This window comes from Bacteroidales bacterium (assembly GCA_013141385.1).
Taxonomy (GTDB): domain Bacteria; phylum Bacteroidota; class Bacteroidia; order Bacteroidales; family Tenuifilaceae; genus UBA8529.
On sequence record JABFRB010000002.1, the window covers coordinates 451,230 to 464,928 of the forward strand.

The window sequence follows — 13,699 nt, forward strand, 5'->3', positions numbered from 1 at the left end:
GCTTTTGCCTATGAGTTCTAATCAATTTACTGAAATTGGTACAATTCAACGAACTCATGGAGTGAACGGCGAGTTCCAAGTAATTTGGAATCACGACTTTTACCTCGAAGAACAAAATTTGGAATCGGTATTCATCGAATTTGAAGGAATACCGATTCCTTTTTTTATATCATCAATCCGCACTAAAAGCGAAGATAAAGCTTTGATAAAGTTCGAAGATGTTGATGATGTAAATATTGCCAACGAGTTTGTTGGAATGAAACTTCTGCTCCCCTCGGATCAAATTGAATTGGATGATGAACTACTGATGAGCGATTTAGTTGGTTATACCTTGATAAGCAATCACAACCAACTGATTGGCAAAATTATTGACTACCAAGAATTTCAAACAAACTCAGTTTTTACGGTTATTCATCAATCAGGAAGTGAATTAATGATTCCTGCTGCTGAAGAACTAATTATAGAAGTTGAACCAGAAGGGAAAACAATTGTGATGGAAATCCCGGATGGACTTATTGATCTATACCTTGAATAGAATATCGTGTTCGTAGGTAATGATTCTTTTTCGCCAACGTTCAGGAATAATAACCGTCATCTCTTTGGCGTTATTATAGCCAACCATTGTAGATTTACTGGTTGCAGCAATTTTCTCTGTTGATTTATTATAGAGTTCCTGAGCCATCTTAAGGCTTTTGTTACCAATATGATGAATCTTGGTGCGAACAATTACCTCATCGAATAGTTTTATAGGATTAAGATAGTCGATACTAATACTTGCGAGGATTAATCCCACATCCTCCCAGTCCATCTGCTCTTGGAGAACATCGTTGAAATAATCCATTTTTCCCAAATCAAAATATTGTTGGTAAACCGAGTTTGTAGCATGACCCAGTTTGTCGATATCGTTGAAACGAATTTGAATAGGGGTAATGTGGAAGTAGTTAACCGGCCTTTGTTCTGTCATTCACTATAAATTTTTTATGGCGGTCAAGTTCTTCGAATATAGAGTTTTGACTCTCAAATTCAGGAACAATCTCCTTCATCAACCCAACTAATTTAAAGTTGTTGTGTAATGGCAAGTTTTCGATTAGGTTGTTGATTTGGTTGAAGATTAGCATTGGGTCATACTCCCTGACCTTTGCAACCATTATCTGTGGATGATGTGTTGAGATTGTATTTTCTTTATTGTTGAGAAGTTCTTCGTAAAGTTTTTCACCAGGGCGTAATCCTGTAAAATTTAGTTGAATATCTCTTCCTAGGGTTAGCCCAGAAAGTTTAATCATCTTTTTCGCCAAATCGATAATTTTCACAGATTTTCCCATATCGAAAATGAAGATTTCGCCCCCTTCACCCATTGCTCCTGCTTCAAGGACTAGCTGGCAAGCCTCTGGGATTGTCATAAAAAAACGAGTTACCTCAGGATGGGTAATAGTAACGGGTCCGCCATTTTCAATCTGTTTTTTAAATCGTGGAATTACAGAACCATTAGAACCTAGAACATTACCAAATCGAGTTGTAATAAAACGTGTTGAATTGTGTTTATTCAATGTTTGAATATATATCTCGGCAATTCGTTTGCTGGCACCCATAATATTTGTGGGATTAACAGCCTTGTCCGTAGAAATCATAACAAATTTATCAACTCCAAACTCCACAGCTAAATCAGATATTACCTTAGTACCATAAACATTATTGTGAATAGCTTCGGATGGGTTATTTTCCATTAAAGGAACATGCTTGAATGCTGCAGCATGAAAAACAATTGAAGGCTTAAATGCTTCGAATACCTTTCTGATTCGGTACTCATTTGTGATACTTCCTATAACAATTTCAAAATCAAAAAAATGTAACGTTTCTCTTAGTTCGATATCAATATCGTAAAGGGGGGTTTCAGCATTATCAAAGAGAATAATCTTTTTTGGATTAAATCTGGCGATTTGTCGAACCAATTCGCTCCCAATTGAGCCTGCAGAGCCAGAAATCAATACTACTCGACCTTTAATGTCAGTTTGAATCCTCCTTTTATCAAGTACAATGGGTTGACGTTCAAGAAGGTCTTCAATTTTGATGCTTTTAATTTGATTAAGACTAAGTTCCCCGTTTATCCAGGTATCGGCATCGGGTACAGTTAACGCTTTAACATTGTATTTAAAACACTTTTCAACAAGTTTATTCTTTTTAACAGGATCAATACTTTTTTTGGCAATGATAAGTTTTGATATTTTATGCTTTTGCATTAAATAGTCAAGTTTATCAGTATTGTAAATACTTATGCCTTCAAGTTTTTTCCCCTCATTTTTATTAAAGGGATCGATATATCCGATAACTTTAAAGTTTGTTCCCGCATCCCTATCTAAAGTTTTCTTTGTTAACACCCCAAATTGATCAACTCCGTAAATGATTATGTTCTCTTGCTCAGAACTATCATTTATAATACTGTAGTAGATGGCTTTTACAGCTAATCTAGATCCAATAAGTATAATTGATGTCGCAAAATAGTCAATAACCAAAATTGAGTTAGGAATGATATATGTTCCAAAAGATTTAAGGTATATTAAGTTTGCAACGAACAAAAGAAGGCTACCCGCAGTAACAACAATAAAAATTCTCTCAGCATCTTTCGCACTAGTGTATCTAATTAATCCTGCAAAAGTTCTGAAAATTAGAAAGGTTATTGCTCTAATAAAAAGTAATATAGGTATAGCTATTTTTAGGGCTTCCATTTCAGATTCCCCAATTCGAAATTCAAATCTAACGTAGTAAGCAATGCTTAAAGAAAAGAGACAGATTAAAAGATCAATAAGAAATACAATCCACCTAGGGGTGTGTTTAATTGGTGCAGACATTTGAATTAAGTTTGTGTCCGAAAATTTAGTTAATAAAATACGATGTAAAGTTAAAAAACTTTAGTTATATGCAGCGTTAAGATACCTAATTTCGTCAATATGTATAAAACTATTATACTTAATTTTAGTAATTTAACATTAAAAATCTATAGGTATGAAAAAATTATCATTTTTACTTAAAATTGCGGCTGCATTTGTTCTAATCATTTTCCTTTCTAATTGTGCTAGCGCACAACAGCGTGATGTTCGTAAAGTATCTGGTTTTACAGGGATTGGTTTATCAATTGCTGCTGATATTTATCTAACCCAAGCAAACGATTATAAAGTTGAGATTGAAGCTGATGCCGACTACCTTGAGAAAATTGAAACCGTGGTTGATGGTGATGTTCTGAAGATTAAGAACAAGGATCATTTTAACTTTGAATTCCACTCAAAAAAGGTAAAGATTTATATTTCAATGCCTCATGTAAGTAGTATAAGTATATCTGGTTCAGGAGATGTTTTGGCTCAAACTGCAATTAAATCTGAGGATTTAAAAATCAAAATTAGCGGCAGTGGAAACGTAAAGGTTGAAAACTTATCGGTTAAAAATTTAATGCTCACCATTTCAGGTTCTGGTGATATAAAATTGGCTGGAACAGATGTTGCCGAAAGTGCTTCATATGCAATAAGTGGTTCAGGAGATATTGATAATGAAAATCTACAGTGTAAAAAAGTTGAGATTCATGTTAGTGGCTCAGGAGATGTTCGAGTTTGGGCTGTTGATGAACTTAATGCTCGTGTATCGGGTAGTGGCGATGTATACTACAAAGGACGTCCAATAGTTGATGCAAAAACTTCAGGCTCTGGTGGAATTCATTCTATAAAATAATTAATTTTAATCTGTAAGATATTTGGGGGGCTATTAAATGGCCTCCCATTTTTTATTCTCTTATTATTTTAATCTCGCCTTTTAGTCCAAGTTTAATAATTCCAGATGGCTTATCGGAAACGGGATTGTCAAATTCCTGGGAAACAATAAAGTCAACTTTTTCCTTAATTTCTTTATCAATATTATTGAATGAAGAGGGGGATGGTTTACCCGATATATTTGCTGATGTAGAAACAATGGGCCTCCCAAAACGCCCAATTAGTTTTTTGCAAAACTCATGGTTAACTACACGTATTCCAATTGAACCATCGGGTGCAATTAGGTTTGGAGCCAAATTCTTTGCTTTCGGGTAGATAATTGTTAGTGGTTTATCTGCAAGTTCAATTAAATCCCAAGCAATTTCAGGCATTTCTGATATATATGAAGGAATTCGCCTGGGTTGGTCGATAAGGACAAGCATGCTCTTTGAATCCTCACGTTGCTTTAGCTGATAGATTTTTGAAACTGCTTCGGGGTTGGTTGCATCGCAGCCAATGCCCCAAATCGTATCAGTTGGGTAAAGAATAATACCTCCCGATTTAAGAATTTTAACAGCCTGATTGATATTTTCTTGCATTAGAAATATTTTCTGATTTAGATTTTGATTGTCGAATTTAATAATTTTCTATTTCTCTTTTGATGGGGTGTTATTGTAGGAAAATTTGCCTATTGTTTTTCCAGTTCCTTTAATTAGCCATAAAAATCTTTTAATATTTCCCTTCAATAGAGATTTTTTTAAACCTGAATCATTAGGATTTACAACTATTTCACCTTGATATTCTTGACCTCTCTTTAAAAAATACCGAGTAAAAGCGGATGATGTAATTCCCCATTTATTTAGGAACTGCAAACTGCCATTGTTCATGGTAATTCGTCGGGTTGATTTTGAGCCGAAATGGTATGCACGGCTAGCATCAACGCCCTTAAAATGGCGAACACCTGCTTCGTAGAGTTTCATTGAAAAATCGGGGTCGGAGTAAAGCCCTGGATAATACTCAATGCTATACCCTCCAATAAGATCCCAGATTTCTCTATGGACAATATTAGGAGGCCATGTTGCCCCATTCCAATCTTCCCCTTTTATCGTTTTATAATCTCTTAATAATTCAGTTTCCTTGAAATTCTCTGGGTTTGTGCCATAATCATAGGGCGAAATTATTTCTCTATGAGCAGAGACTTTAGGTTCGATAATGGTTGAGGATAAAAAGAAAAACTTATGGGGTATGCTTTCAATCTCTTTCCATAGTTCAAGATCCCAGTTGGGTAAAAAGTACATATCATCGTTCATGTAAACGATATAATCGGTTTTAACAAGCGATCTACATGCATTTACCGCCCAGCAAATCCCAACGTTTTCTGCACTATGAGTATGATCATATCCTTGTTGACGTACCCATTCAAGCGTACCATCAACTCCCTCGTTTACGTGGATTACAAGTTGATGCTTGAATGCAGAATTCTTCTCTATGCTTTTGATACAAAGTTTGAGCAGTTCTAGATTATTCCATGTTGGGATAATGATGGAAAATCTGCTATTCTCGTTGTTGTTAATACTGGGATGCCAGCTAATCATTACTTTATTTTTGGTAAGTATTTATTTTACAATCTGATAATTGATTCGTCTTATGGTATGATTCTGTAGTTTTTGTATTCAAATAGTCTATAGCCAAAAAATTTCTCAATCCAAAAGAGAATGTAACCCTTAAAATTAAACTTTATTTTACTTTCATCGATTTGTACGTGCCAGTTCAGATTTTTCACCAAATCCCCCATAATCTTGGGATGTGTATCGTTGAATCGTTTTACTGCATCAATCTCCGAATAATCAAAATCGGCTACCTCAGTCACTTTTTCTTCAAGTGCCGTGTCGGAGTGATATAACGCATGAAAACTTCTCATTTTGTTCTTGATTACCTCTGGAGGTCTAACCCAGCCATAGTGATAGATATAAGCATCAATAAGTTTTACATTTAACTTTCTATCCTCTTTTCTAAAACCTTGGGCATCCTTAAAAGATCTTATCTTTTTATCATTCCTTACAATTCTAATTTCCCTACGATACCATTTCCTACTAACACCAACAAAATCGAAAGTACCCCAGAAGTGTAAATACTTGAAAAGCAACCCCTCTACTTTTGGGTGGTTCAACCAGCGGTTCATTTCGTTTCTAATTATTGGTAGATACTTTTCGTGAACCACCTCATCGGCCTGAATATAGAAGCACCAATCGAAATCCTCTGCTATAGCATCCAGAGCTTTATTGGTTTCAACAGCAAGAACCTGTCCGCCGGCTCTGAGGGTATCGTCCCAAACCGTTTCTATAATAGTAATTTTATCGGGGTGGATGCTTTTAATTAATTCGAGAGTTCCATCATCGGAGTTTCCAACTGCAACTACAACTTTGTCGCAAATTGGTAGAATAGATCTTATTGATTCTACTACAGGGTAGCTATATTTGATGGCATTTCGAACAATGGTAAAACCGCAAACTTTCATGCTAAATTTGTTAGTGGTTATTTATAGTAGGGATTTATATAAATTCATAAACTTATCTGCTATAACTTCGGGCAAGAACTGTTTAGCATGTTCAATCCCATGTTTAGTTAAATCAGATCTTAGCTCTTGATTTTCAATAATTTTTAGGATTGCTTCTCCTATTTCATTGGGGTTTTGAGGATCTATATAAATACTTCCTAAACCGCCAGTTTCCTCGAAACAGCTGCCTTTACTTGTAATTACAGGTATTCCTGAAGTTAAAGCTTCCAATATTGGTATTCCAAACCCTTCAAATATCGATGGGTATACAAAGCATAAAGCATTTTGGTAGATTGCTGGAAGTTCATCATTTTTAACCTTTTCGGGGAAAATAATGGTATCTATTCTATTATCCACCAGATATGGTTTTACTGATTTGTGGAAATATTCTGTTTTACGACCAACCACAACCAATGGCATTTCAACCCTTTTTTCTTTCAGAGCCTTAACGATGTTTAGTAGATTTTTTCTCTCTTCAATAGTTCCAACATAAAGTAGGTATCTGTCTGGGAGGTTGTACTTTGCCTGAATACTTTGAAACTCTTCTTGGCCTATTTTCTGTTGATATACGGAATTACAACTTTGATATATTACCTCTATCTTTTTGGGATCAACTTTAAGGAAATCAATTAAATCATCCTTGGTTTGAGTGCTAATGGCTACAATCTTATCGGCAACTTTACAGGCATACTCCAATTTTTTCTTGTAAATAAAAACGTTGACTGCCCCATAAAATTTAGGAAAGCGCAGGAAAATGAGATCGTGAACAGTTAGAACAGTTTTAGCACCAGATTTTTTTATTCCGTAGGGCAGTTCATGGCTTAAACCATGATAAATGTTGATTTTTTGTTTTTTGATATCCCTAACAATAAACTTACTACGCCATAATGACCCAAAAGTTTTGCGATAGATTTTGCTTGGGGAAATTATGCTAATGTTGTTTTCTGTATGTTGATTTAGGATTATCCTATTTTCTATTTTAGGTGTGAATAGGATAAAAGTGTTAGTGTTATCAGTTTTCGCTAATGAATCGATTAGATTTCTGCTGTAGTTACCAAGTCCACTCCTGTTATAAAATGCACGTTTAGCATCAAATCCAATTCGAAAACCCTCTTTTGCTAGCAATGGGTGTTGGTGGTTCAACTTAGAGTTGTTGGCTAAATAGAGATGACGAAGTTTTACGTATTTCAGCTGGTTTAGCTTTGCAGCTGAAATGCTGACAAAAAATCCGCCATAGCCATCTAAAAATCCTAATCGAATAAAGTATGAATGAATAAACCGCCAAAGAGGGCTGATAACAATTTTAATGAAACTCGATTTTTTTCCTCTATTAAAATATTCTTTGGCTGAAAGGGTGCTATACTTATTCATTACTTCAACTAGCTGCTCGTAGGAGTTGTATGTCCAATGTAGAAGATCACCTTTTAGAACGCCAACCTTTGAACCCTCTTTCATTTCTACTACTTCGTGGATATTTGCGCCACACCATTCCCCTTTTCTTCTATCTAATAGCCTTATTTTTCTGTCGGGATACCAATCTGTATGTTTTATCCATTGTCCGCAGCAATAGTTAAGCCTGTTAAACTTGTAAGCATCGTGCTGCCAATTCTCTTTGATTTTGAGGATTGATTCTTCTAATTCAATTGATAATGCCTCATCGGCATCAAGAGATAACACGTAATCGTAGGTGGCTTGCTGAAGGGCAAAGTTCTTCTGGTCACGATAACCATTGAACGGGTGTTGAATAAATTTAGCCCCTAATTTTCTCGAAATCTCTTCGGTTTTATCAGTTGAGTAGGAATCAACAATTATAATTTCATCGGCCACTCTTTGCATTGAGTTAATACAACGCTCAATAACTTTCTCTTCATTTAGGGTGATGATAACAGCCGATATTTTTACCATTATATTCGGATATTTGTGGTTGTTGAATGTACGAAAAAATTACAAAACTGATAATCGATAATAAATAAAAATCATACAGTTAAGCACTTACTCCATAATCTCTAAGTGCATCGTTGAGCGATGTTTTAAGATCTGTTGATTCTTTTCGCTCACCTATTATAAGAGCACATGGAACTTGATAATCACCAGCAGCAAAAGTTTTAGTGTAAGAACCAGGGATCACAACTGAGCGAGGAGGAACAACACCTTTATACTCTTTGGGAGTATTGCTAGTAACATCAATAATTTTTGTTGACATAGTAAGAACAACATTTGCTCCAAGTACAGCCTGTTTGCCAACCCTAACCCCTTCAACAACTATACATCGTGAGCCAATAAAGCAACCATCTTCAATAATAACTGGCGCAGCTTGCACAGGTTCAAGTACACCGCCAATTCCAACACCACCGCTTAGGTGAACATTCTTTCCAATTTGAGCGCAAGAACCCACAGTTGCCCAAGTATCAACCATAGTACCTTCATCAACATAAGCACCAATATTTACGTATGATGGCATCATTATTACCCCTTTTGCTAAATACGAACCATAGCGGGCAATTGCATGTGGAACTATTCTAACACCCAATTGTTTATAGCCTGTTTTAAGTTTTATTTTATCGTGAAATTCAAATGGACCAACTTCAATTGTATTCATCTCTTGAATTGGAAAATAGAGGATAACAGCCTTCTTAACCCATTCATTAACAATCCATCCTTTCTCGGAAGGTTCAGCAACCCTAATCTCACCCTTATCAAGGAGTTCAATAGTACCTCTAATTATTTCTTGTGATTCTTTATTTGTAAGAAGGCTCCTGTTTTCCCAAATATTTTCAATTGCTGCCTTTGTTTCGATCATCGTTTATGAGTTTTTGCAAATTTATAAATAATAGTATTTATCTGGCATAATTATTAATTAATGCAAAAAAATCTCATCAACTTAAATGGTAATAATGAATCCATATTTAGTGTTGTTTGAATAAATTGTTGAAAACACCATTTAAGTTGAACTACAGTAATTTATGATCAAATAAATTTGTATTTTAAATGCTCTCGGTTTTCAAAAATTTGGTTGATTGACAGCTTAGTTGTAATTATTATCTGGTTAAAATTGGTTAAATCAGCTGATGGTATTAATATCTTTTCTGCATAAACTATTATTTTTGAATCCATAAATAGTTGATAATTGAAAAATCATACACTTCTAGTTTTAGCTTTAATTTTAGTCTCACTAAACTCCATTGCAGAAAAACGAGATTCTGTAAAGGTTGTCAATTTTCGTGTAATAAATGCTTCATCAGGGGTTTCTGTAGAGTTGGCGCATGTTATTAATAAAACTCGTAGAGAGGTTGCAATCGCTGATAAACTCGGATATTTCAAAATTCCAATTTTAACTGGCGATACGCTCAGCATTACATCTTTAGGTTATTTTAGCCAAATTATATTGGATTGGGGCCAATTCGGTTGTGATTCCACTTTTTATACAATTGAGATGAAACCACGTTCATACCAATTGAAGGAAGTAAAGGTATCGTGGTTTTCAAACTACGATAAGTTCCTAAAAGGGGTTTCAGAATTACAAATCCCTCTTACAAAAGAGGAGGTGGCATTGGGTAAAATAACCGAGTATTTTGATAGGGCAATTCGTAAACTAAATCTAATAGATTTGCCTTCTGCGGCTTCTGGGGCAGCATTTGGTAAGGATTGGTTGGCAAAACAAAATGAAAAACTCGACGAAAAGTTAGAGAAGGAGCGTAAACGTAGGGCCATTGAGAGAAAGTATTCCGCAGGAATAGTATCAGCATTAACAGGTTTAACTGGGAATGAGGTCCACTGGTTTATGGAGTACTGTGCATTTACAGAAGAATATCTTCTGAAAGCTAGCGATTATGACATAAGAACAGATGTGCTGAATAAGTATAAAATCTATCATCCCGATAAGCCTTCGAAGGAAAAATAATATTTATCTTTCCGGGTATTTACATCCTATGAATACCCTTTTTTGTTGATTAATAGATTTAGATTCACTATGAGCACTCAAACCCCTTCAATCGAAAATGTAGTTAAGGCTTACGAAATTGTAAAAAAGTATGCCAATCGTACACCAATTCATCAATCACATAGCGTTAATTCTATTCTTAATACAAACCTTTTCCTGAAATGCGAAAACTTTCAAAAGGTAGGTGCATTTAAGTTTCGTGGCGCATCAAATGCGGTTTTTAGTTTATCAGATGAGGAGGCAAAGTTTGGGGTAACAACTCATAGTTCGGGGAATCATGCGGCTGCATTAGCCTTGGCTGCTTCAATGCGTGGAATCCCATCATTTATTGTTATGCCCGAGAATGCACCATCCATTAAGAAAAAAGCAGTTGAAGGGTATGGCGCAAAAATTACCTTCTGTAAACCAACGCAGAAGGAGAGGGAGGATACCCAAGCTAGAATTCAAAAAGAGACAGGTGCAGCTTTCATTCATCCTTACAATAATTTTAATGTGATATGTGGGCAGGGAACTGCCTCGCTTGAGCTGCTCGAAGAATTTCCAAATTTAGATATAGTTATTGCTCCTGTCGGTGGTGGTGGATTATTAAGCGGAACGCTTACATATGTTAAAGGGTTTAACCCAAACATTAAAGTTTATGGTGCTGAACCTATCAATGCAGATGATGCATTTCGATCACTTCGCGATAAAACCATTTATCCATCTGTAAGCCCAAATACCATAGCCGATGGCCTATTAACCTCTCTTTGCGAATTAACCTATGAGATTATTTCTAAAAAATGTGATGGTATTTTAACAGTATCCGAAAGTGGAATCGTTGATGCCATGCGACTTGTTTGGGAAAGGATGAAGATAATTATTGAACCATCTTCGGCAGTGCCAATTGCAGCAATTATGGAGCATCCACAATATTTTACAGGGAAACGGGTTGGTGTTATTATATCTGGTGGAAATGTAGATTTGGATGGTTTGCCCTTTGGAAAAAGTGGCTCTTAATTAGCCACATTGTTTAGTTCAAAAGAACATAGAACCGGGTAGTGATCGGAGAAGTCGACCCTTGGGCTAGAGAAATTTATCGCTTTCAAATCTTTGCTATGTAAGATATAGTCGATTCTGTAAGGGAAAAATCGAACATAGGTGTTTGCAAATCCTTTTCCAACCTCTTTAAAAGCGTCAAGCATATTTTTGGTCATCTCGTGGTAGGTATAGGATATTGGGGAATCGTTAAAATCTCCACATATAATTACAAGATACGGACATTTCCTAACATCTTCCATTATCATATAAACCTGATCTGCTCGCTTTTTTAAGGCATCACGGAATTTAAAAGATATCTCTTTTATTTCAGCAATATTACTCTCGTTTTTATGGTTTTGATTAAGCAGAAAACTAAGATTCCTTTCCTTCAATTTTAGCGATTGCAAATGACAATTATAAACCCTTATAGTGTCCACACCTACACGAATATCGGTGTATATACAAGCGTTTGAAGTATTTTCGAAAGGGATTTCTCCTTTACCTACAATAGGAAATTTGCTATAGGTTGCTATACCATAGTTGGAGTTGCTCGATTTAATCACATACTCAATATGTGAGTTCATTTTAAGCTCTTTACTAATTGTTTCCTCGCTTAATTTTCCTTCCACCACAAAAAATTCTTGAAAACAGGCTATATCAACATTTTTCTCTTTAACAAACTCGGAGATGTCAGAAAACGATGGGGTTTGGTTTGACCATGAGTAAAGTCTAAACAGATTGATATTGTATGAAAGGATATTAAAACTTGGGTTTAGATTCTCAATTTTTTTTCCGAATGGTAATTGAATAAAGTTTAATAAATGACTAGTACCTAGAAGTATAGTAAAAATTGGAATTAGGAACAATCGTTTCCATCGAATAATCCAGTAAACTAAGAAAAACAGGTTAATTATTAATAGAAAAGGATATGCCAATCCTAATAATCCTGCTAGCCAGAATTTATCAGGGTTTATGTAAACTGAAAGGTAGGTGAAAAGAAGTCCAGTTGCAAATAGGATACAAATTGTTACTAATGTACGATGTAAAAACTTGCGCATTATCTAGTTTATCGAATTATCCTTAAACTTAAAAAGTATCTCTTTCTCCTCTTTGGAAAGACTATCATAGCCCGATTTGGCAATTTTATCCAATATTTTATCAAGGCCTACTTGATTTTCTACCTTGCGTCTATTGTATTCATAATCAATATCGGATTTTTGATAGCTCACTTTTAAATGCGAGCGTTGTTTTTTCTTTAAACTAAATAGATTTATCAACCAGCTGATTGGTTTAATAAGATCTACACCACTTTTACCCGCAACTATAAAAAGATATCCAAATAGCGCACCCCCTAAATGGGCAATATGACCCCCAGGATTTGAAACTGGAATGCTAATTATATCGAGCACAATCGAAAATAGGGCTAAATATTTAAGCTTAACAGGGCCAATAAACATTAGGTTGATGCTCATATTGGGCATCAATGTAGAAATTGCTATAACTACTGCAAGCACCGATGCTGATGCCCCTAAAGCAGCGGAAATTGGCAACATTTCTCTAAATACACCCAGAATATTATAAAGTAGAATGTAAAAAGCTGCTCCCGATAAACCACCCATTATATAAACCCCTACCAACTTCCTTTGTGACATGTACTCAAGGAAAATCATCCCAAACCAGTAAAACAATAGCATGTTGAATAAGATATGCAGGAACTCCTCGTGGAAGAACATGTAGGTAAAAATGGTCCAAGGTTTGGTTAAAAGTGCAGGAATATAGGCAGGAACGGCTAGGTATTGTGCTAGACTATCGCCTAAGGGTGAACCTCCAAGAAAGAAAATCACCCGAATTAAATTGTAAACAATAAAAACAGCAAGATTTACATAGATAATCTTTGTAAGGTTGCTCCCAAACTTGAATGAATCCTTTATTTCCTGTGCGATACTCATATTAAAGTTGATGATTTACTGTTATTCATTAACTTCCGATTATGTTGGTTAATTCTTTTTTTAAGGTGCTATCTTTTTAATTGATGACCCTTTTTATTCCATTCTTAAGTGTTGTGACATAAAAATTAAGTAATAAACCAAGTTTATAATTTCCTAATTTCAAATATGTTAACACTTGTGCTGTATGAACATCTGTAAAAGCCTCAACAGTTTTAATTTCTATAACAACCTTGTTATTAACTAGTAAATCTATTCTGTAGCCATGATCAAGTTTCACATCTTTATAAATAATTGGCATTGGTTTTTGGCTTCGCCGAACTCGTAAAGTGCACTCGGTTCTTTCTGAACATCTAATCCTGCCTTGGTTAGCTCGTAATATAAGCATTCTTGATATGCAGACTCTAATAGCCAGGGCCTAATTGTCTGTGAACTTCAATTGCACATCCGAGTATAATGTTTGAAAGTTCATTTTCACTTAATTGTTGCATATTACTTTGTGTGT

General features: G+C 35.2%; 13 protein-coding genes and 1 pseudogene. 4 read left to right on the plus strand and 10 right to left on the minus strand.

Going from position 1 to position 13,699, the window contains the following annotated elements:
* Nucleotides 1-10: 10 nt before the first annotated feature.
* On the plus strand, nt 11-535 hold the full coding sequence (rimM, locus tag HOO91_03015; GenBank protein NOU16514.1) for a 16S rRNA processing protein RimM: 525 nt from the start codon (nt 11-13) through the stop codon (nt 533-535).
* Here the strand turns inward: rimM and HOO91_03020 are convergent.
* Together HOO91_03020 and HOO91_03025 are read right to left on the minus strand one after the other, a co-directional pair.
* Nucleotides 521-964: an acyl-CoA thioesterase gene (locus tag HOO91_03020; protein NOU16515.1), complete on the minus strand. Its 444-nt coding sequence runs from the start codon at nt 962-964 to the stop codon at nt 521-523. The two genes, rimM and HOO91_03020, sit on opposite strands and share 15 nt — an antisense overlap.
* On the minus strand, nt 942-2,846 hold the full coding sequence (locus tag HOO91_03025) for a polysaccharide biosynthesis protein (GenBank protein ID NOU16516.1): 1,905 nt from the start codon (nt 2,844-2,846) through the stop codon (nt 942-944). The genes HOO91_03020 and HOO91_03025 overlap by 23 nt, the downstream gene beginning before the upstream one ends.
* Nucleotides 2,847-3,000: 154 nt before the next feature.
* Here HOO91_03025 and HOO91_03030 point away from each other — a divergent pair, with 154 nt between their 5' ends.
* A complete protein-coding gene (locus tag HOO91_03030) occupies nt 3,001-3,717 on the plus strand; it encodes a DUF2807 domain-containing protein (protein NOU16517.1) in 717 nt (238 codons plus the stop codon).
* 52 nt (nt 3,718-3,769) lie between these two features.
* Here the strand turns inward: HOO91_03030 and HOO91_03035 are convergent, their stop codons facing one another.
* The 5 genes from HOO91_03035 to HOO91_03055 form a co-directional block, all read right to left on the minus strand.
* Nucleotides 3,770-4,333: a threonylcarbamoyl-AMP synthase gene (locus tag HOO91_03035; protein NOU16518.1), complete on the minus strand. Its 564-nt coding sequence runs from the start codon at nt 4,331-4,333 to the stop codon at nt 3,770-3,772.
* A 48-nt stretch (nt 4,334-4,381) separates the two neighbouring features.
* Nucleotides 4,382-5,329, minus strand: coding sequence for a glycosyltransferase (locus HOO91_03040; GenBank protein NOU16519.1), 948 nt, complete (start codon nt 5,327-5,329; stop codon nt 4,382-4,384).
* A gap of 50 nt (nt 5,330-5,379) precedes the next feature.
* The gene (locus tag HOO91_03045; GenBank protein NOU16520.1) at nt 5,380-6,252 is read right to left on the minus strand and encodes a glycosyltransferase family 2 protein; all 873 of its coding nucleotides are present in this window, start codon (nt 6,250-6,252) and stop codon (nt 5,380-5,382) included.
* Nucleotides 6,253-6,273: 21 nt separating this feature from the next.
* A complete protein-coding gene (locus tag HOO91_03050) occupies nt 6,274-8,196 on the minus strand; it encodes a glycosyltransferase (protein ID NOU16521.1) in 1,923 nt (640 codons plus the stop codon).
* Nucleotides 8,197-8,275: 79 nt separating this feature from the next.
* Nucleotides 8,276-9,091 (minus strand): 2,3,4,5-tetrahydropyridine-2,6-dicarboxylate N-succinyltransferase, encoded by an 816-nt coding sequence (locus tag HOO91_03055; GenBank protein ID NOU16522.1) that lies wholly within the window; start codon nt 9,089-9,091, stop codon nt 8,276-8,278.
* 327 nt (nt 9,092-9,418) lie between these two features.
* Between HOO91_03055 and HOO91_03060 the strand changes: the two genes are divergently transcribed.
* Complete coding sequence (locus tag HOO91_03060; protein ID NOU16523.1) at nt 9,419-10,192, plus strand: hypothetical protein; 774 nt, start codon at nt 9,419-9,421, stop codon at nt 10,190-10,192.
* Between the two features lie 69 nt (nt 10,193-10,261).
* Nucleotides 10,262-11,227 (plus strand): pyridoxal-phosphate dependent enzyme, encoded by a 966-nt coding sequence (locus HOO91_03065; protein NOU16524.1) that lies wholly within the window; start codon nt 10,262-10,264, stop codon nt 11,225-11,227.
* On the opposite strand, the gene HOO91_03070 is transcribed toward HOO91_03065, so the two are convergent.
* The 3 genes and pseudogenes from HOO91_03070 to HOO91_03080 form a co-directional block, all read right to left on the minus strand.
* Nucleotides 11,224-12,306 (minus strand): endonuclease/exonuclease/phosphatase family protein, encoded by a 1,083-nt coding sequence (locus HOO91_03070; protein ID NOU16525.1) that lies wholly within the window; start codon nt 12,304-12,306, stop codon nt 11,224-11,226. The two genes, HOO91_03065 and HOO91_03070, sit on opposite strands and share 4 nt — an antisense overlap.
* A 3-nt stretch (nt 12,307-12,309) precedes the next feature.
* A complete protein-coding gene (locus tag HOO91_03075) occupies nt 12,310-13,197 on the minus strand; it encodes a rhomboid family intramembrane serine protease (GenBank protein NOU16526.1) in 888 nt (295 codons plus the stop codon).
* 76 nt (nt 13,198-13,273) lie between these two features.
* Nucleotides 13,274-13,685, minus strand: a pseudogene (locus HOO91_03080) (GxxExxY protein).
* Nucleotides 13,686-13,699: the final 14 nt, after the last annotated feature.